This is a genomic window from Herbaspirillum sp. LeCh32-8 (assembly GCF_017814915.1).
Taxonomy (GTDB): Bacteria; Pseudomonadota; Gammaproteobacteria; order Burkholderiales; family Burkholderiaceae_D; genus Herbaspirillum.
Genome location: NZ_JAGIPZ010000006.1, coordinates 132,215 through 151,490, shown reverse-complemented (window position 1 = coordinate 151,490; position 19,276 = coordinate 132,215). Strand labels below are relative to the sequence as shown.

Annotated in this window: 14 protein-coding genes; 6 read left to right on the top strand and 8 right to left on the bottom strand. The window is 62.7% G+C overall.

Translation table 11 applies throughout. The features are described from left to right. Positions 1-2: 2 nt before the first annotated feature. The 4 genes from J8I26_RS12860 to wecB form a co-directional block, all read right to left on the bottom strand. Entirely contained in the window at positions 3-2,606 is a 2,604-nt protein-coding gene (locus J8I26_RS12860; RefSeq protein WP_209607508.1) for a bacteriophage N4 adsorption protein A, read from the bottom strand. Between the two features lie 34 nt (positions 2,607-2,640). Further along, positions 2,641-4,809: a glycosyl transferase family protein gene (locus J8I26_RS12855; RefSeq protein WP_209607507.1), complete on the bottom strand. Its 2,169-nt coding sequence runs from the start codon at positions 4,807-4,809 to the stop codon at positions 2,641-2,643. 17 nt (positions 4,810-4,826) lie between these two features. Then, positions 4,827-7,121 carry a cellulose biosynthesis cyclic di-GMP-binding regulatory protein BcsB gene (locus J8I26_RS12850; RefSeq protein ID WP_209607506.1) on the bottom strand — a complete coding sequence of 765 codons (2,295 nt, stop codon included), beginning with the start codon at positions 7,119-7,121 and terminating at the stop codon, positions 4,827-4,829. A gap of 601 nt (positions 7,122-7,722) precedes the next feature. Next, positions 7,723-8,874, bottom strand: coding sequence for a UDP-N-acetylglucosamine 2-epimerase (non-hydrolyzing) (wecB, locus tag J8I26_RS12845; RefSeq protein ID WP_209607505.1), 1,152 nt, complete (start codon positions 8,872-8,874; stop codon positions 7,723-7,725). A 125-nt stretch (positions 8,875-8,999) separates the two neighbouring features. Between wecB and J8I26_RS22680 the strand changes: the two genes are divergently transcribed. From J8I26_RS22680 to J8I26_RS12825, 4 genes are all read left to right on the top strand, one after another. Beyond that, positions 9,000-9,452 (top strand): hypothetical protein, encoded by a 453-nt coding sequence (locus J8I26_RS22680; protein ID WP_245200303.1) that lies wholly within the window; start codon positions 9,000-9,002, stop codon positions 9,450-9,452. Continuing rightward, positions 9,449-10,096, top strand: coding sequence for an ATP-binding cassette domain-containing protein (locus J8I26_RS12835; protein ID WP_209607504.1), 648 nt, complete (start codon positions 9,449-9,451; stop codon positions 10,094-10,096). Before J8I26_RS22680 ends, J8I26_RS12835 begins: the two co-directional genes overlap by 4 nt. A 241-nt stretch (positions 10,097-10,337) precedes the next feature. Next, complete coding sequence (locus tag J8I26_RS12830; RefSeq protein WP_209607503.1) at positions 10,338-11,939, top strand: methyl-accepting chemotaxis protein; 1,602 nt, start codon at positions 10,338-10,340, stop codon at positions 11,937-11,939. Positions 11,940-12,082: 143 nt separating this feature from the next. Then, positions 12,083-13,009 (top strand): glutaminase, encoded by a 927-nt coding sequence (locus J8I26_RS12825; RefSeq protein WP_209607502.1) that lies wholly within the window; start codon positions 12,083-12,085, stop codon positions 13,007-13,009. A 490-nt stretch (positions 13,010-13,499) separates the two neighbouring features. Here the strand turns inward: J8I26_RS12825 and J8I26_RS12820 are convergent, their stop codons facing one another. Together J8I26_RS12820 and J8I26_RS12815 are read right to left on the bottom strand one after the other, a co-directional pair. Continuing rightward, positions 13,500-14,771, bottom strand: coding sequence for a DUF445 family protein (locus tag J8I26_RS12820; protein WP_209607501.1), 1,272 nt, complete (start codon positions 14,769-14,771; stop codon positions 13,500-13,502). 57 nt (positions 14,772-14,828) lie between these two features. Beyond that, the gene (locus tag J8I26_RS12815; RefSeq protein WP_245200302.1) at positions 14,829-15,557 is read right to left on the bottom strand and encodes a Sir2 family NAD-dependent protein deacetylase; all 729 of its coding nucleotides are present in this window, start codon (positions 15,555-15,557) and stop codon (positions 14,829-14,831) included. 279 nt (positions 15,558-15,836) lie between these two features. Between J8I26_RS12815 and J8I26_RS12810 the strand changes: the two genes are divergently transcribed. Then, complete coding sequence (locus tag J8I26_RS12810; RefSeq protein WP_209607499.1) at positions 15,837-16,100, top strand: helix-turn-helix transcriptional regulator; 264 nt, start codon at positions 15,837-15,839, stop codon at positions 16,098-16,100. Positions 16,101-16,197: 97 nt separating this feature from the next. Next, positions 16,198-17,277 (top strand): hypothetical protein, encoded by a 1,080-nt coding sequence (locus J8I26_RS12805; RefSeq protein ID WP_209607498.1) that lies wholly within the window; start codon positions 16,198-16,200, stop codon positions 17,275-17,277. Positions 17,278-17,354: 77 nt separating this feature from the next. Here J8I26_RS12805 and vsr read toward each other — a convergent pair whose 3' ends face one another. Together vsr and dcm are read right to left on the bottom strand one after the other, a co-directional pair. Continuing rightward, entirely contained in the window at positions 17,355-17,837 is a 483-nt protein-coding gene (vsr, locus tag J8I26_RS12800; RefSeq protein WP_209607497.1) for a DNA mismatch endonuclease Vsr, read from the bottom strand. A gap of 3 nt (positions 17,838-17,840) precedes the next feature. Next, positions 17,841-19,193 (bottom strand): DNA (cytosine-5-)-methyltransferase, encoded by a 1,353-nt coding sequence (gene dcm, locus J8I26_RS12795; protein WP_348635319.1) that lies wholly within the window; start codon positions 19,191-19,193, stop codon positions 17,841-17,843. Positions 19,194-19,276: the final 83 nt, after the last annotated feature.

Below are 19,276 nucleotides of genomic sequence, written 5' to 3'. Positions count from 1 at the left end.
AATCAATAGGACAACGTGGTGGTCAGGAAGAATCCCTTGGCGCGATCGTCGCCGCCGATCTTGATGCGATATTGCAGCGACAGATCAAGGTAGGAGCGCGGCGCGTGGTAGCGGTCGGCGCGGAACCAGTAGCGCAAATTGACCCCGGGGCCGAAACCGAACGCGGTCTTGTTGCCGTTCAACGAGTTGTAGTCGCCGTTCAGGGTCAGGTGCGGGAACACCACCAGGTTCGGGCTCACGTTGTCCAACCGGAAACTGCGGCCGGCCTGCACCGACGCCAGGCCGTAGGTCTGCGGGTTACGCAAGTAGCGGCCGACTTCGCCATACCACTGGGTGGTCCACCACGACGCCCGATCCACGCGCAGGTCGGTGCCGATGCCGTCGGAATAGGCCAGCTGCGCCAGCCAGTCGGCGCTGGATTGCGCGCCGAGCGGAATCAGCCGTCCCAGCGAGAGCACGATGTTCTGGCTGGCGAAGGGCTTCCAGCGCGCGCCCACAGTGGCCTGCGCGGTCTGGGTGCCGGTCGCGCCGCCGGATTTGTCGTCCAGCGTCTGGAACACGCGGCCGAAGACTTCGACCGTGCGCCCATCCATGTAACCGAACGGACGCCAATAAGCCTCGGCGCCGGTCTGCCAGGTGCTGTCGCGGCTGGAGGCGCCGGGACGGCCGCCGTTGCCGGCGCTGGGCCCGCCGCCGCTGCGCGAAAGCGACGCGATGAAGCCGAACTCGCGGTCGATGGTGGAGATGCTGCGGCGGGTGTCGAAGCGCTGCTGCGCGGTCTTGTCGAGACGGCCCTCGTCGGCGGCATCGACGCTGCGCGCCAACCAGTCCAGCGCGCTGCGATCGTCGCGATTGTGGACGGCGGTGTAGGCGGCGTCTTCCAGTGCGGTATCGGGCAACTTTCCGGCAGCGTCGGCCTTGCTGAAGGATTGTTGAGCCACGCCGTTCTCGCCGGCGCGTGCGGCCAGGTAGCCCAGTTGCACATCATCCAGGTCGTCCAATGCGCCGGCGTCGCGCCCGGCCAGGAATTTCTCGCGCGCTTCGGCCTGGTGACCGGTGCGCGCCAGCAAGTCGATCTCGGTCTCCAATGGCAGGCCGCCTTGCGCCAAGGCATCGGCATAGTCCTGACGCGCGCCGGCGGCATTGCCGAGGCGCTCGCGGATGCCGCCGCGCTGGGCCAGCAAGCTGCCGTCTTGCGGCGTGCCTTGCCTGAGCGCGTCGGTGGCGGCCTGCTCAGCCTCGGACAGACGCTGTGCGGACTCCAGCGCATTGACCAGCAACAAGCAGTAGTCCATGTTCTGCGGCGACAGCGCGATCGCTTCACGCGATTCATCCGCAGCGGCGTCGTAATCCTTGCGCTCCATCGCCTGGTAGGCCAGTAACGCCTTGTCGTAACCGGCGTCGCGCGGCAATGCGCCGGGCGCCACGCGGCAACCGTTGGCGGCGTCGACGCCAGCCGGGTTGCAATCCAGCGCCGGCACCGGGAAGTCGCGCGCCGTCAGCGGCGTGGCCTCGTCGGCCGCCAGCGAGAGCGCGGCGCGGCGATAGCGCGCCAGATCCTGTTTGGCTTGCTGGCGCGTCTGTCGCAATTGCGCGGCACGCGCCGGGTCGGTGGCGGCGGCCTCATCAATGTCGGCCAACGCATCGAGCGCGCGTTGGGGACGATGCAGCGCGAGCTCGGCATCCGCCTGCAGCAGGCGCACGTTCAGCTGTTCATCAGGACGCGCCAGCGCGCGCGCACGGTCGAAGTCATTCTGCGCGTCGGCGCCGCGACCCAGGCGCAGGCGCGCATAGGCGCGCAGCAGCAGCGGGCCGGCCTGCCATTCGTCGCGCGCGCGCGCCTCATCGGCGGCGGCTTCGGCGTCCTGCAGGCGCTCGTTGCGCAGCAGGGCGATCACCAGCATCAGGCGATACGACATCTCCTGCGGCGCGTAGTCGACCGCGCGCTGCGCGGCGTCCAGCTCGGCGCCCGGATCGCTGTCGCGCTGCGCGCGGAACACGGCGGCAGCCTGCATCGCCGCCATTTCGCGACGCAACTCGACCTGCCGGCGACGCAGCGGCCCGGCGTCGCGCGCGCTGTCGACGCCTTGCGCCAGTGCCGCCTCGGCGTCGCCATAGGCATGGGTTTCGATCAGTGCATTGCCCAGCAACAGCCAGTAGGCGTTGTTGCGCGGCGACTTTTCCACGGCGCGGCGCGCCAGCGCGATGGCCTGCTCGTAGCGCCTGGCGTTGTAGGCGCGATAGGCGGCGGTGGCGTCGTTGTAGCCGGCATCACCCGCACCACGCACCGCGCTGCGCATGGCCGCGCCGTTGCGCTCAAGCTCGCGCGTCTCGCGCAGCTGGCGGCGCAACTCCATCGCATCCGGACGCAGGCGTATCGCCTCATGCAACTGCGCCTGCGCCCGGCGGAAGTCCCCGCGCGCGGCGGCTTGGTAGGCATCCTGCGCCAAACGATAGGCCGGACCGAACAAGGGCAGCGGGATCACTTGGGTCTGCGCCTGCGCTGCGCCTGCGACGAAGGCGGACGCCAGCAGCAGGGCCAGCGCGCAGCGGCGCGGCGCCGTGCAAGGACGACGATGGAGAGGGGACGGTCGGTGTGTTTTCATCTTCTTGTTCTCATGTTCTTGTTCCGGATCAGCGTCATGCAGATGGCCCGCCCTGCGCCAGCAGCTCGCGCTGGCGACTGACGGCCTGCTCGATGGCCTCGCGCGAGATCACCGATTCATTGACCAGGTAGTCGCCGATGCGCCCGTGGCGATCCGGACGGTAGCGCCGCATGGCGGCGTCGAAGGTCTCGCGCGACAGCAGCCCGCTGGCAATCAGCAGGTCGCCCAGGAGCGGCACGCGTGCCTCGGTTTGCGCCTTGTCGAAGGCGTTGCGCTGGCCGCGCAAGAGGCGCAGGCCGGCGGCGATCTCGGACTCGCGCGCGACCATGGCAAAGGGCACACGGCCGAGCGCGATCTCCAGCTCGGCGCGGCCTTCGTCGGTCAACGCGCTGGCCACTGCGACGCGCGCCAAACCCTCGTCGGGACGGCCATCGACGCCGGGGCCGATGTACAGCGCGCGCAGGCGGGCGCTGACTTCATGCGGCAGCAGGCCGGCATGCTGCTCGACCAGCTCGCGGGTCAGGTTCACGCGCGGCAGGCGCTCCTGATAGGCCAGCGCCTCGGCCAGGGTTTCCTCGTCCAGCCAGCCGTTGCTCACCATCACGGTGCCCAGCGGCAGGTGGGTGCGGCGCTGTTCTTCCAGCGCGCGCGCCAGCGTGACGTCGTCCACCGCCTGCCAGGTCTTGAGCAGGTCGCCCAGGCGCAGGCGCGGTCGGGCGGCGATGCCTTCGGTGGGGAAGTCGTGCATGGTCTTGTCCCACGCCAGCGTCTTGCCCGCGAACAGGTAGAGCAGGAACATGCGCCAGGCGCGCGCCACCGCCATGAAGTTGACGAAGTTGGACACCACCATGCGCGGCAGCGCCATCAGGCCGTGACGCCAGCCGTACAGCTCGGCGGTGAAGTAGAAGCGGTGCGCGGCGCGGTTGAGCATGGCCAGTGCGTTCAACAGCAATACCGTGCGCCACCAGCCGTCGCCGGCCAGGAGCGGCGGATAGAACACCTCCCACAGGTTGAAGGTGGTGGCCGCCGAGAACAGGATGAACTGCAGCGCCAGCACATAGCCCAGCATGCTGACGAAGGCGGTCACCACGCCCTTGCGGTCGTGCAGCAGCAGGTAGCGCTCGGCCAGCGAGCCCTTCCACCCCATCTGCTCCCAGCTCTGCAGACCGATGCCGATGACCCAGCGCGCCTTCTGGCGGTAGGCCTGTCGGAAGGTATCGGGGAAGTATTCGCGCACCGACAGCGGCATCTCCAGCGTGCTCTCCTTCACGCTGTCGCGGTCGCCAAAGAACCAGGGCTTGCGGCGCACTGTGAATTTCACGGGGAAGCGCGCGAAGATGGTTTGCATGCCCATCTGCGAGAGCTTGGTGCCGACCTCGTAGTCCTCGGTCAGGCTGGCGATGTTGAAGGGCTCGCCGCCGGATTCTTGCATCAGCCCCTTCAGGGCCTTGCGCGAAAAGCAGGTGCCCACGCCGGCCGAGGGCACCATGCCGGCCACGCTTTCGCGCACCATCATGTCCTTGGCATGGCTCTCGGCGAACTCGTCCATGTAGGTGCCGGCCACCAGCTCGAACCACTCGCGCTCCAGCGAGGCCACCGGCAGCTGGATCATGTCCTTGCGCGGCAGCAGGTAGTTGAAGAACTTCAGCTCCAGCGGGTGCAGCACGTCTTCGCTGTCGTGCAGGACCACGCCGGCGAACTTCATGCCCAGCTCCTGCTCGCCGGCGAAGATGGCCTTGACCACCCAGTTCAGGCAGTCGGCCTTGCAGGTCGGCCCGGCGTGCGGCACCTCGACGCGATGCAGCTGCTTGTAGCGCACCCGCATGCGCTCGACCTCGTCGATGGTGGCCTGGTCGTTGATGTAGGTGCCGACGAAGACGTGGTAGCGCTGGTAGTCCAGCACCGCCACCATGTCTTCGATCATCTGCGCGATGACGTCGGCCTCCAGCCAGGCCGGCACCATGATGGCGATGGGCTGCTCGTCGCGCTCGCGCAGTTGCTCCACCGTCAGCGGGGTGCGCGTGCGCTCGATGGTGAAGCGGCGCCAGATGCGGCGCGCCCAGTACCAGATGTCGAACAGCAGGTCGTCAAGCGCCGACAGCAGGATCAGGACGGCCACCACGGCGGCCGCAATTTCCAGCGCCGCATAGTAATTGGCGAACAGGAAATTGAGCTGGGCCGTGGCGTTGGCGGTGGAAAACATATCGCTGGCTCCGCCGCTTACTGCTCGGGTCCTTGCTGCTTCTTCAACTCTTGCTCGCGCTCCTGCTCACGCATGCGGCGGCGACGTGCGCGGCTTGCCAGCACCAGCAGCAGGATGAAGAGGCCGATGATGGTCAGAGGCACCACCCACCACAGGATGTCGGGGATGGTCAGCGAGGGCGCGTCCTGCACGTAGTCGCGGCCGGTGCTGTCGTTGGTGTCGATCTCGGATAGCAAACCCGAGGACGCCACCGCCGCCACATTGCCGGAGGACAGCGAGAACGGCTTGGCGATCACCGGCTTTTGCTCGCCCACGCTGCGCCACACCACGCCCTGCTTGCCGCCGGCCTGCGCCACTTCAAGAATGCCGAGGCGGTTGAAGCCGGTCACGTCCAGCATCGGCTTGGCCGAGCTGTCGTTCATCACCAGCGTGTTGCCCTTGACCTGCACCAAGCCCTTGTTGTCCTTGAAGGGAATGTCGAAGGCGAGGAAGTCGCCGGCCGGCGCGGCGTCCTTGCCGTCGTCGACGATGGTCAACTTGGTCTTGTCGGCCGGCAGGCCGGCGCTGGCCGCGACCATGATCACGCGCTGCAGGCTGGCCGGCACGTCATTGAGATACGCACGCGGCACCATCAGCTCGGCGCCGGCCGCAAAGCGGCGCACCATGCCGGTGAAGTTGGGCTCGTCCTTTGCCTTGTCCAGCTTCACGTGGCTGGAAGCCAGCACGCCCACCGGGAAGGCTTGCGGGGTTTCGCGGCAGTTGTCGCTGGAGGGCTGGCGCACGAAGGCCACGCGCAGCTGGTTCTGCGCCGCCAAGGCGTTGGGCGGAATGCGCGCGGTGATGCGCTCACGCTGGCCGTTGGCCTGCAGGCTCTTGGCGCCCAGCAGCACGTCGTTGAGGAACACCGACGCCACCGGCGGCGTGCGTCCCGCGCCCGGCGCGGCCGACACGTCCAGCACCAGTTCGGACGGCAGGCGGCCGTTGCTGGCGACCTCGGCGATGTCGAAGGAGGCGGTCCAGTCGGCGCGGCTCATCACGTCGAAGCTGCCGGGCGCGCCGCCCAGGTTCTTCAGCAGGATGAAGTCTTCACCGGTATTGGGCTTGTGCGCGGTGCGCGCGATCAGGGTCGGCGAGCCGCTAATGTTGCGCCAGTAGTTGTCGAACATGCTGGCAAACGCGGTGCCCGATTGCGGGCCGGCCAGGATCACCGGATGGCCGAAGGCCGACGCCAGCCGCAGCTCCTTGCCGTCCAGGCCGGCGCTCTGCGGCTGCACGCGGCGACGCCAGTCGGCGAAGGCCGCGGCGGCGTCCGGCGCGCTCGACTGCACCTGCTGTTGCAGGGCGTTCATGGCGGCGTCGATCGCGCCCAGCAGTTTCTGGTCACCCACGACGATGTCGCCGCGCAGCTCGCCGTCGGCGCCGTTCTGGCCGATCGCCATCAGCGCGCCGAGCTCGGCCTGATCCTTCAGTACGTGTTCGCCGCTGCCCGCGAGCGCGGCAAAGGCCGGCACCGACTTCAGGCCTTCCGGCACATTCAGGCGCGACAGCTCGATCTTGTCGCCTACCTGCGGCAATGCGGTCACGCGACTGTGCTTGCCGGCGCGCTCCAGCGCCACGCCGATGCGCCAGGCGGTGTCATAGGATTGCTGGTCCAGGTCCTTGCCGGCCACCATGATCGAGGCCACCGCCGGCAACGCGCCCCAGGCGGTGCGCAGGTCGCCGATGGCGCGGCTGTCGTAGCGATAGCTGAAGGACGAGCTCGGCGCCACGCGCAGCACGTTGCCGGGCGTGCGCGGATCGGAGCACATGGTCAGGCCGGAGAGCATGGTGGTCCAGTTCACCGACATGCGCACGAAGCCGTTGCTGCGCGGCGCGCCGTCGATGCCCAGCGTCAGGCTGGCGTCGCCCTGGTCGGCGGTCATGGCGCGCGCGGCGGCGGGGAAGGTGTCCACCGACAGCACCATGGTGGTCCGGCCGCCGTCGGCGCGCAGGTACTTGGCGTCCATCTTCAGCGTCGCATCCGACAGCGGCACGTTGGCCGGCACCGGCAGATAGATCTCGCGGCTGCTGTCGTTGGAGGCCAGCACCAGCGGCGTGGTGAAGCCCAGCGCGGAGAGCGTTTCGCGGCGCTGGATCCAAGTGTCGTCGGCCAGCTTGCGCAAGGCATCAGCCGCGCCGGTGGGCGCTGCCTGGGCCAACGAGGAAGCGATCAGCGCGGCCGTCGCGGAAATGAAGAGACTTGCGCGCAATGCGCGGCGGGAAGACGAAGTGGAGAGCGAAGCACGTGCATGAGACGGATGGCGGGCAATCATAAATTCCTGTCGCAAGAGAAATGCCTCTGCCCGCCTGCACATAGGTTCGCCGGGCTGCTATCCTGCCGCGCGCACTGGACGTGCGGCAGGGATGAGGCTGGTTGTTGTCTGGATTCGGCGGCGCCGGATCCTAGCTTCTTGTTACTGCTCGGTTGCGTGGATTTACGACGCGGTAGCTCAACATTTGGTTGCAGTTTCTATCTCAGTTTCTTGAGATTTCTGAATTTTCTGCAGCGCCTCGGCGGCGTGGAAGGAGGGGGATATGACGCGAGCGCAGCGCTGTGTCGCTGCCTAAATTTTGCGCAGCGCTGTCACGCTGGCGCGTCGACGGCTCAGTCGGGCTGCGGACATTTCGCGCATGCATCGCGGTGTTGCGGAACGGACTTTTTCGCGAATTCCGGCGTGCCATGCCCGACGTCCCGACCGACGGCGACGCCTGCACAAAAGTGTTTCAAAATGTTTTCAGGCGTAGGAAAAGATGACCGGCTTTCGTCGGAAAAATTCAAGAAAACTCACGCGCGCGATGCGTGCCCGGCAAGCCTGCGGCAGGCATCGCCCAACCCTTCGCAGCATCGCGTGCGGATGAGCTGTGCGACTTTCTTCAAGCGGCGAAGGGCTGCACCTCGCGACCGAGAATGGCATCCACGATGCGGCGGCAGGCATGGCCATCGCCGTACGGATTGTGCTTGCGCGCGAAGCTCTTCCACAGCGCCTGTTCGCTCTGCAGCGTGGCCACGGTGTCGACAATGCGGCCGACGTCGGTGCCCACCAGCTTGACCGTGCCGGCGGCCACCGCCTCGGGTCGCTCGGTGACGTCGCGCATCACCAGAACCGGCTTGCCCAGCGCCGGCGCCTCTTCCTGCACGCCGCCGGAATCGGTCAGGATCACGTGCGCCTGCTGCATCAACCGCACGAACTGGAAGTAGTCCAGCGGCTCGATCAGGTGTAGGTGCGGCAGGCCCGAGAGCTCCTGCATCACCGGCTCGCGCACGTTAGGATTAAGGTGCACCGGATAGACGATCTGCAGGTCGTCGCGCTGCGCCAGCTTGGCCAGCGCGCGGCAGATCTGGCGGAAGCCTTCGCCGAAATTCTCGCGCCGGTGGCCGGTCACCAGCAGCAGCTTGCGTTGCGGATCCAGCGCCGGCAGCGCGGCGTCCAGGTTGCCGCGCAGGGTCGCATCGGCGTCGATGCGCGTCACCGACATCTGCAGCGCGTCGATCACGGTGTTGCCGGTCACCAGCACGCGGCCCTGCAGGTTCTCCGCTTCCAGGTTGCGGCGCGACTGCTCGGTCGGGGCGAACATCAAATCGCTCACCACGTCGATGGTGCGGCGGTTCATCTCTTCCGGCCAGGGCTGGTTCAGGTCGTGCGTGCGCAGACCGGCCTCCACGTGGCCCACCGGAATGCGGCGATGGAAGGCGGCCAGCGCCGCCACCATCGCGGTGGTGGTGTCGCCGTGCACCAGCACGCGATCCGGCGCGGTCTCGGCCAGCAGTTTGTCGATCTCGCTGAAGAGCCGCGACGACAGGCCGTTCAAGGTCTGGTCCGGCACCATCACGTCGAGGTTGCGGTCGGCGCGGATGTCGAACAGGTCCAGCACCTGGTTCAGCATCTGACGATGCTGGCCGGTGGCGCAGACGATGGAATCGATCTCGGGTTCGGCATCGAGCGCCTTGACCAGCGGCGCCATCTTGATGGCTTCCGGGCGCGTGCCGAAAATCGACAGCACCTTCAGGGGAGTGGCCTTGTCCATGTTGCTCCGTTGCATGAGGTTGGCGTGGCCGGCTGCGGCAGGCGGTGTTGGCGTCGCGCTGCTCTTGTTTGTTGTTCGCATCAGCGTCGGCCCGGCGCAGCCGTCGGAAATAACGGCGGGGAGCGATGAGCTTCCCTGTCCGGTGTGATTGCGGCGACCGATTTTGGTTTCTGATTTGCCCTGCGGGAACATTGATCACCTGCCGCGCCGACGTCGCTGCGCCCGCCAACATCTTTTATAATCGTCGGCAGGAGACAACCCTTCGCTGCATTGTTGCCAGGCAGTCATCAGCATCGCTGTGCCGGCGCAATCCACGCGAACAATTGAAGCGGATAACAACAGTGGTGAATGGCATGCTGTACTTCAAGAACAAGAGACCGAAGACCTTCCTTGGCGCGCCTGTGGGCTGGCCATTGATGTTCCTGATGGCGATCGACCTGTGCATCGCCGGCCTGATGGTTCTGTCCGACCACGACTGGGCCGCCGTCATCCTGCTGTACCCGCCGCTGGCCTTCGCCATCGCAATGCTGGTCGACGCCCGCAAGGAAAAGCAGGCCGCGCGCGAGCCTCGCCGATGAACGCACCGCCGCCCTCCGATGCGGTGCTGCAAGTCTCCCGCCTCAACTTCAGCTATCCAGATCTGCCGCTGTTCCATGACCTGTCCGCCAAGATCGCGCCCGGCGTGACGCTGGTGCGCGGCGGCGACGGTCGCGGCAAGACCACGCTGCTGCAACTGCTGGCCGGCCAGATGCCGGTGAAAGACGGCGTGCTGCAACTGGACGGTATCCGCCTGGACGAAGACAGCGAGGCCTATCGCCGCCGCGTGTTCTACGTCGACCCGCGCACCGAAGCCTACGACCAGCAGACCCCGCCCGAATTCTTCGCCGCCATGCGCAAGCACTTCCCGGCCTTCGACGAGGCCCGCCTGCCGGCGCTGACCGAAGGACTCTCGCTCACGCCGCACCTGGAGAAAAAGCTCTTCATGCTCTCCACCGGCAGCAAGCGCAAGGTCTACCTGGCCGCCGCCTTCGCCGCCAACGCCACGCTGACGCTGCTGGACGATCCCTTCGCCGGCCTCGACCGCGCCTCCATCAACTTCTTCATCCAAACCCTGGACGCACAGGCCGCGCTGCCGCGCACCGGCCAGCAGGCCTGGGTGCTGGCAATGTACGAGCCGCCCGCCGGCATTGCGCTGGCCGCCACCATCGACCTGGGCGACTGACGCCGGGTCGCGCCGCCCCGGCGCGCCTTTCCATATCGAGAAATAGCCGAGCTTTGCCCGCGTAATCGGGCTTGGCGTCGGCGCGCTTTCTTTCCTATGCTGCAAGAGCAGCATCGACACAGCACCAACGCAGCACCAGCATCCGGCGGCCGCCAATCCTGCCCACGCTCATCCCTGGCGAATTGCCGCACACCATCATCGATAAGCAGTCCGGTTGTCTTGACGACAAGGGGGAATCAACGTGCATATTTCCAACGTAACAATCCGCGTGCGCCTGTGGCTCGGCTTCGGCCTCTTGATGGCGCTGATGCTGGTGATGGCCGCGTCGGGCATCACCCGGCTGGGGCAACTGAACCGGCAGATGAACGACGTCATCCACGACAAGTATCCGAAGACGGTGGTGGCCGGCGATATCGTCGACCAGCTGAACCTGGTGGCGCGCTCGGTGCGCAATATCCTGCTGCTCAAGGACGAGGCGCAGATCAAGAGCGAGTCGGACCGCATCGTCGGCGCCGACCGCGCCACGCGCGAAGATCTGGCGCAGCTCGACAAGCTGCTGGTGGATGACGCCAGCCGCGCCTCGCTGGCCGCCTTGCTCAAGGCGCAGGACGCTTACCTCGCCAAGCGCGACAAGGTGCTGACGATGGTGAAGGAAGGCACCAAGGACGGCGCCATCGATGTGCTGATCGGCGAGGTGCGACCGGTGCAGAGCGCCTACATGAACGCGGCCGACGCGCTGATCAGGCAGCAGCACCAGATGATGAAGACGGCCGGCGATGAAGTGGAGCAGAACTACGCCAACGCGCGCAACCTGCTGCTGGGCCTGGCCGGGGCCGGCTTGCTGGTGGCGGCCGCGATCGCGTGGATGATCACGCGCAGCATCACCCGGCCGCTGGACCGTGCGGTGCGCGTGGCCGAGACGGTGGCGGCGGGCGACCTCACCTCCGAGATCGACCACAGCGGTCGCGATGAAACCAGCAAGCTGCTGCGCGCCCTGAAGACCATGAACGACAACCTGCAAGACATCGTCAGCCAGGTGCGCGTGTCGACCGACACCATCGCCACGGCCAGCACAGAGATCGCACGCGGCAACCTCGATCTCTCCTCGCGCACCGAGGAGCAGGCGGCCTCGCTGGAAGAGACCGCCTCGTCGATGGAACAGCTGACCTCCACCGTCAAGCAGAACGCGCACAACGCCGGCCAGGCCAACCAGCTGGCCGACTCGGCGTCGTCGGTGGCGCAGCGCGGCGGCACAGTGGTGGGGCAGGTGGTGGACACCATGGGCGCGATCAACGAATCGTCGAAGAAGATCGTCGACATCATCGGCGTGATCGACGGCATCGCCTTCCAGACCAACATCCTCGCCCTGAACGCCGCAGTGGAAGCCGCGCGCGCCGGCGAGCAGGGCCGCGGCTTCGCAGTGGTGGCATCCGAAGTGCGCTCGCTGGCCCAGCGCAGCGCCACCGCCGCCAAGGAGATCAAGGAACTGATCGCCGACTCGGTCGAGCGCGTGGGCAACGGCAGCAAGCTGGTGGAACAGGCCGGCGCCACCATGCATGAAGTGGTGGCCAGCGTGCAGCGCGTGAGCACCGTGGTGACCGAGATCAGCGCCGCCGGCAACGAGCAAAGCGCCGGCATCGAACAGGTCAACCTGGCCATCGTGCAGATGGACCAGGTGACGCAGCAGAACGCCGCGCTGGTGGAGCAGGCCGCGGCCGCCGCGCAGTCGCTGCAGGACCAGGCGGCGCAGCTGACGCGGCTGGTGTCGGTGTTCAAGCTCAATCCCGCGCAAGGGCCGGCGCTGCGCACCATCGCGGTGCCCAATGCGCTGCGGCTGGCCTGACGGGGATTGGCGGGCATCAGAGGGGCGGGCGGCACGACACGCCGGCAGGCGACGTGAGGTGACGGCTTGGCGTGCGGACAAGGCGGATGGCATGATGCGCCTATCGCCTTGCTCCGATCACCACTCTTGCCGCCGACGACCGCATGGATACCGCCTTCAATTTCAGTCCCATCCTCGAACAGGTGTTGGAGGAAGTCCGCCCGCTGACGCTGCAGGGCAAGGTGGCCAACTACATCCCCGAGCTCGGCCACATCGACCGCAACAAGCTGGGCATCGCGCTCTACCTGCCGGACGGCGGCACCTTCACCGCCGGCGATGCGCATGAGCGCTTCTCGATCCAGAGCATCTCCAAGGTCTTCACCCTGATCATGGCGTATCGCAAGCTGGGCGATGCGCTGTGGCAGCGCGTGGGGCGCGAGCCCTCGGGCAATCCGTTCAACTCGCTGGTGCAGCTGGAGACCGACCAGGGCATTCCGCGCAATCCCTTCATCAACGCCGGCGCGCTGGTGGTGACCGACATCCTGTGCAGCCAGTACGTGAACCCGCACCTGGCGATCCTGGAATTCATCCGCCAGATCAGCGGCGTGGAAGACATCAACTTCAATCCGCGCGTAGCGCAATCGGAGGCCAGGCACGGCTTTCGCAACGCAGCCATGGCGAACTTCATCAAGAGCTTCGGCAACCTGAAGTCGCCGGTGGACGATGTGCTGCAGACCTACTTCCGCCAATGCTCGATCGAGATGAGCTGCGCCGAGCTGGTGAGCGCCGCGCAATTGCTGGTGCACTACGGCACGGCGCTCGGCGTCTCCGAGGCCTTGCTCACGCCCAGCGAAGTGCGGCGCGTGGCCTCCATCATGCTGACCTGCGGCACCTACGACGCCGCCGGCGACTTCGCCTTCCGCATCGGCCTGCCGGCCAAGAGCGGCGTCGGCGGCGGCATCCTGGCGGTGGTCCCGGGCCGCATGGCGCTGTGCGTGTGGTCGCCGGCGCTGGACGTGCACGGCAATTCGCTGGCGGGGGGCAGGGCGCTGGAGTTGTTCTCGGGGCGGTCCGGGTTTTCTATTTTTTGAGTTGTTTGGTTAGCGGAGAGGGCGGGTGATTGCGCGAGTGAAGGTGCGGATGGCTGCCTGACGCGTGTGACGGTTTCGATGCGATGAGGTTGGGCTCTTGCTGCTGTCTCACAGGTCAGGGATGCGCGACGAACGACGCTGGGTCCCTGCTTTCGCAGGGACGACAGACAGGTGGTTGTTGGAACGGCAGGAGGTTCAAGTTGCTGTCTCCCTGTCATCTCTGCGAAAACAGGCGCAACAGACACGCGGTTGCTGGAACAGCAGGAGATTCAAGTTCTTGTCTCCGTGTCGTCCCTGCGAGAGCAGGAACAACAGGCAGGCGGTTGCTGGAACTGCAGGAGGTTCAGGTTCTTGTCTCCATGTCGTCCCTGCGAAAGCAGGGACCCAGTGTCGTTAAACCACCGTCAAAGCACAGGCAATGTCAGCGTCACCCGCATGCGTTCGCACAAGCAATACAGATAAAGACAAAACCCCGCACCTGCAGCAAACGCTACAACGCAGGCCACCCCGCCAACCACTGCATCAATACCGACGCCCCAAACAACAGCGCCCCGATCAACCCACCGACAACCGTCCCGTTGATCCGGATGTACTGCAAATCGCGCCCGATGTTCAACTCGATCTGCCGCGACAGCTCCGCCGCATCCCAGTTCTTCACCGTGTCGCTGATGTGCTTGCTCAAGAAGCGCGCCACCTCGGGACTGAGCGTGCCGATCGCCTGCTCCAGGTGACGGTTGAAAGAGGCGCGCAGCTCCGCATCCTCCAGCAACGCGTGCCCCACCCACTGCGTGGCGCCGGCTGCCTTGGCGCGCAATGCTGAGTCCTCGCCCGCCAGATCCTGGCGTATCCATTCACGCAGCGTGTTCCACAACCCCGCCACGTAAGCGCTCACCGCCTCGCCCTCCAGCAACTCGCGCTTGATCTGCTCAGCACGCTCGCGCAGGCCCTCATCCTCCTTCAGACGCGTGACGAAGGCGGCCACTTGACGATCAAAAGCCTGGCGCAGCGAGTGCTGCGGATCCTCGGCGATGCCGGTCAGCAGCTTGTCGATAATGTCGGCCAAGGTCTCGGCGGATTTTTCGCCGATCCAGTTGGAGGGCAGCACCTTCTCGACCTTGGGATATTCGCGCTTCAGCCACTCGACCATGCTCTCGGCAATGAAGGCGCGCGTCTGCTCTCGGTTAAGCAACTCGACCACCTGCACAATGGCGCGATCCAACAGCTGCTGGTGACGACCGTCCTGCGTCAGCGTATCGAGGATCGTGGCCAGCGAGGAAGAGAGATCCACTTTGTGAAGCGCGGTGCGCAGCGCATCGCGCACAAAGCCCTGGATCTTGCGATCGTCGGTCAGCGTCAACACGCCGGCCACCGCCTGCGCCATGTAAGCGCCGAGGCGTTGCGCGGTCTCCGGCGCGGCCAGCCAACCGGCCAGACGCTGCGCCGGATCGTGTCGACGCACCAGCTCAACCAGCGATTGCGTACTCAGGAATTTCTCTTCGACGAACACCGCAAGATTGTCAGCGATGCGATCCTTGTTGCGCGGAATAATGGCCGTGTGCGGCAACAGCACGCGACGAAACAACGCCGTCACCGCAAACCAGTCCGCCAGCGCCCCAACCATCGCCGCCTCGGCCATGGCGCGCAGCAGATCGACCCACCACACGCGCGGCGAGAGCGAAGTGACGATAAACACCGCCACCGAGAACAGCAGGCAGAGGAGGGCCAGGCGTTTGGCCCGGCGCAGGGATTGTTGTTTGTCCATGGGGCTTGGAGGGCGCGTGACGCCATGAATTCCGAAGACTTTCCCATGATAGCGCCCTCACCCCAGCAAGAGCCGCAAGCCCTCCAGCGCCCCGCAAGCCAGGCCGACCTGATCGGCGCCATCCACCCGCCACTCGCGCGGATTGATGCGCACCAGCGGCGCGCCCAGGCTCTCACTCATGCGCCGCACCGACGGCACCGCCGTGCCGGCGCCCAACTCGATCACCACCGGACGCGTCACTGTGTCCAGCCAGGCGCGCATGCGCGCGTACTGCGCATCGGTGCGGCGTTCGTTCCAGCGATAGTCGTTGAACATCAGGATATTGGGCCGCGCTACCGCCCCGCATGAGGGACACAGCGGCAGGGGAGAGACCAGCCGGCAATGCGCCATGTCCACCTGCGGCGCCATCGCATCGGCCGGCCAGATTGCGCCGGCGCAATCGTCGCTGCATTGCAGGTGATGGATGCCGCCGTGGCACTCGACAATGCGCTCCTCATCCACGCCGGCTTTCTGGAACTGGCCGTCGACATTGCTGGTGAAGACGAACATCCCGTGCGGCTTGGTCACGGCCAACGCATTCAGCAAAGCAAACCCGGCATGCGGCACGGTCTCACGATACAGGTTCAGCCGATGACCGTAGAAGCCCCAAGACAGCACCGGATCCTCACCGAAGGCCTCGCCATTGGCGATCTCGGTGAAGGCGATACCGGCCCTCTGCAGCGGCGGATACGCCTTCCAGAAACCCTCGTTGCCCCGGAAGTCCGGCAAGCCGGAGTCGACGCCCATGCCGGCGCCTGCGGTGATGATGAGGCTGTCGGATTCTTGGAGCCATTGGCAGGCGCGAAGGAGGATGGCTGGGTCGAGGTCTGGAGAAGGAGGTGCAGAGGGCATGGGGCGCCGATGGTGAGTGGTAGGGTTGGGGCGGGAGGTGGGCAATGTCTATATAGATAACATGTGGGGCGGAGTTACAGAATCGGGATAATTTGATAAATTGTGACTTAAAGTTAACGCACAGTTTTATTTAGATAATAGACCGTCGCTCTTAGGCGTCTGATGCTCTGAGCGATGAAAAAGACTAAAACCTTGCCAAGTGCGCGCGAAATCTTTGGACTTAATGTTCGAAGAGCTCGCAGATTGAAGGAGATTTCTCAGGAAGAACTTGCTTTCCAGGCAGGTATGAGTCGGACCTATCTGAGCCAAGTAGAGGGAGGAGCGAGAAATATCTCGGTGGACCATATGGAGGCACTAGCCAACGCTTTGGAACTTGAATTGCCACGCCTACTTGATGCCAATCTTTTCTCTATTGATACTGCAGACACTGACCAATAGAAAATACCAAAATTTAGTCAATCGAAATATCGCCAGATATTTATTCAAAGTGCATCTTCCCGTGTATGCTATCCGAGCTTTATTGCTCGGGGACAATATGAAAACACCATGGGGAGAGCTTCGAGATTTAGACCTCGCGAATCATGCGACGGCTGCGGAGATTCTCAGTGCAGACAAGCACACATTGCTTGAAGGTCTTGTCGTAGAAAGCTTGTTTGATCAGATCGTCGCAAATGTGCCGTCTGTGTCTGGTGAAAAAATCACTGCGCTGGATGTCGAAAGTGTCGTGGTTGATACTCAGAGAAGTCAGGAACGTTGGATCGCGTTCGTCTGGGTTCGAAATAAATCAGCGGGTCTTGCAAGATACCTTGCCCGACTAAGCACTATCTTCACCACGTTTCTTGTCAACTATGAGGATGGTGAATTCTTCGCGGTAAGGATGAATGGAGCAGTTCGTGTTGGGGAACCCCAATTGCTTAGCGAGCTGATGACGGAGTTATCCGGAAAACCGTACTCCCCATTTAAGGTCAATACATCAGTAAGAGATTCGCTGCGGCAGCAGCAAGCTATCTGGGGGTTTCTGTTCACTCAGTACCGTGACCGCGTGGGAGAACGGGTGGTGCTCCCACGCTTATTCATCAACTGTGCGATCCAGCCATATTTTCAGTCCGTGTGGAATCTGGACAGAGTTTTTGTCATTGACAAAGAAGTTTGGATTTTTGAGATCAAACACAAATTCCCCATGTCCTCATGGAGAGGGCTTTCATTCGGAATTAATGATGGAGAGCTACAAGTTTTGAGTAAGCTCGCAGACGCTGGTATCAAATGTCTCCATACAATTCTGGTGAAGCCCTACTGGACGAAGAATGCCACCTCCATGTATTTGCTCACAGACCTTGAGATACGTGATCGTGCTGCGGTAATCGCAACCGTCCTTGATCGAAATACGCTCGATGAAATTGGAATAACGTCTTCATCCACTGCAGGTCGTCACACTTCGGTCAATGGTGAAAGCAGCGTTAAATTTAAGTCTATCGATCTCGGTAAATTCAGTAAGTTGGGGCAGTTCTCGGATCCGGCTCGTGAGATCGCGTCAAACATGTCTGCACTTATGGATGGCGGAAGTAGGACGATCGCGTCGGCCGACTGGTTGAAGAGCCTTAGGGCTGAGCTTTAGATTTGATGCAAAGCCGAACAAAAGGAAATGGAACTGCAGATTCGTTAAACCAATTCATGTTACTCACGGTGTTGCTCTCAGCTTGGGCAAAAAACAGGGTTGACACCGACCTCTGGAAACTCGATAGAAGACTTGGTGCCAGTGCTTATCCATTTCACTAAATTGGCAATCAGTGCTTCCGGATCTTCCTTGTAGGGGCCTTTGATTCTGCATTCCCATACGATGCTGACTCTCCATCCGCTTACTAATAATTTTTCAAAGTCGCGTGCGTCCCTGTTCACGTTCTGCTGAATTTTCGTCAGCCAGAAATCTGTCCTTGTTTTTGGAATTTTGAAAAGTGGACATGCGTGACCATGCCAAAAACAACCGTGCACAAAAATCGCAACGCGATATTTCGGCAGGACTATGTCCGGCGCGCCGGGAAGGTCCTTTACATGGAGACGATAACGGAAACCCTTTTGGTGAAGGGCCTTCCGTATCGCAAGTTCTGGCTTTGTATCGCGTCCTCGAATCGCACTCATATTACGAGAGCGGATTTCAGGCGAGTGAACGTCACTCAATGTTCAGGCAGCCTTTTCATTAGCCTGGAGGTTTCGCCTTTTGGCCTCAATAATGAGGGGCGCCATCAATTTTGCCACGGCGGCGAACACAGGAACGACTACTGAATTGCCAAATTGCCGGTATGCCTGTGTATCCGATACTGGAATACGGAAGTTCTTTTCATCGTGCCCGTCATATCCCATTAATCGAGCGCACTCTCTTGGTGTTAAACGACGTGGACGATTCTTCTGATTGTTCTTCTCTGACAGAGGCTTGTTGGGATTAAAGCCCCGATCCACAAGAATTTCCGACCCGTCTTTATGGTATCTGGCTGAAAGAGTTCGGGCTATATCGGTTTCCTTCACAAGTCCAAATCCGAAACCGTTACCTTTCTCTTTGTGCTTCGCTGAGTAGTTGAACAAGTACTCCCACAACTTAGGCGTCAGTATGTATTTATCATCGACATTCGGCTCAAGGATGTCGCCTAACACGGGCTTTTTTTCTGGGAAGAACTTAGATACGTTTTTCAGCGAAAAGTCTTTGTGAACGTTCAGATCCTTACGGAAGCCGACCAGAACAATTCGCTCACGATGCTGGGGCACAAAGTGTTTACCATCCAATATCTTTGGATCATTCGATCCTTCAAATTCTGAATCGGCGATCCAGTAACCCAGTTCCTCCAAGGTCTCTCGGATGACTTTGAATGTGCGCCCCTTGTCGTGGCTCTTCAGGTTCTTGACATTTTCCAAAACAAAAGCCACCGGCCTCTTTGCCGCGATGATCCGTGCCACGTCAAAAAACAAAGTGCCCTGCGTTTTGCACTCGAAGCCGTGTTTCATGCCAAGCGAGTTCTTTTTGGAAACGCCGGCGATAGAAAATGGCTGACAAGGAAAGCCGGCCAGAAGCACGTCGTGATCGGGAACGGCTTTGTCTATGTATTTATATGCTTCATCCTCACTGACGCGCTCGTTGTTCGAGAGTGTCAGTTCACGTATGTCCTCATTGAAGACATGTGACTCCGGATCAGAATGATGGTTTGCTTTATATGTTTGGACCGAATATTTATTCCATTCACTGGTCAGCACACACCGCCCGCCAATGTCTTCAAATCCTCGGCGGATGCCTCCAATACCAGCAAACAAATCAATGAAATCAAAATGGTGCTCGGTTGTTCTGGGCTTCGGAAGCAATGCCTCCAGTGCCTGGAATTCGTTATAGCTAAGCCGGGGCGAAGCCTTACCGTTGATCCAACGATTAACGGTCTCTCTGCACCAGTCGTCCGGCGAGACCGCGTTCAAATAGTTGGCAACATATTTCTGATCGTAGATTTCGAGCACTCTCTTCAGGAGAGACAAGTCGTCAGATTTTGGATCCACTGTTACCTCTAAATCATGTGTCAAATGAGTGACACTATATCACTCATTTGACCCAGAGGATTCCGATCAAATAAATTCTAGAT

Bases quoted from the DNA above. Each gene is read 5' to 3' on its own strand.
- J8I26_RS12825 (WP_209607502.1), top strand. From the start codon at position 12,083: ATGGATACCGCCTTCAATTTCAGTCCCATCCTCGAACAGGTGTTGGAG.
- J8I26_RS22680 (WP_245200303.1), top strand. From the start codon at position 9,000: ATGAGCTTCCCTGTCCGGTGTGATTGCGGCGACCGATTTTGGTTTCTG.
- J8I26_RS12855 (WP_209607507.1), bottom strand. From the start codon at position 4,809: ATGTTTTCCACCGCCAACGCCACGGCCCAGCTCAATTTCCTGTTCGCC.
- J8I26_RS12860 (WP_209607508.1), bottom strand. From the start codon at position 2,606: ATGAAAACACACCGACCGTCCCCTCTCCATCGTCGTCCTTGCACGGCG.
- J8I26_RS12810 (WP_209607499.1), top strand. From the start codon at position 15,837: ATGAAAAAGACTAAAACCTTGCCAAGTGCGCGCGAAATCTTTGGACTT.
- J8I26_RS12815 (WP_245200302.1), bottom strand. From the start codon at position 15,557: ATGGGCGTCGACTCCGGCTTGCCGGACTTCCGGGGCAACGAGGGTTTC.
- J8I26_RS12850 (WP_209607506.1), bottom strand. From the start codon at position 7,121: ATGATTGCCCGCCATCCGTCTCATGCACGTGCTTCGCTCTCCACTTCG.
- J8I26_RS12820 (WP_209607501.1), bottom strand. From the start codon at position 14,771: ATGGACAAACAACAATCCCTGCGCCGGGCCAAACGCCTGGCCCTCCTC.
- J8I26_RS12835 (WP_209607504.1), top strand. From the start codon at position 9,449: ATGAACGCACCGCCGCCCTCCGATGCGGTGCTGCAAGTCTCCCGCCTC.
- J8I26_RS12805 (WP_209607498.1), top strand. From the start codon at position 16,198: ATGAAAACACCATGGGGAGAGCTTCGAGATTTAGACCTCGCGAATCAT.
- wecB (WP_209607505.1), bottom strand. From the start codon at position 8,874: ATGGACAAGGCCACTCCCCTGAAGGTGCTGTCGATTTTCGGCACGCGC.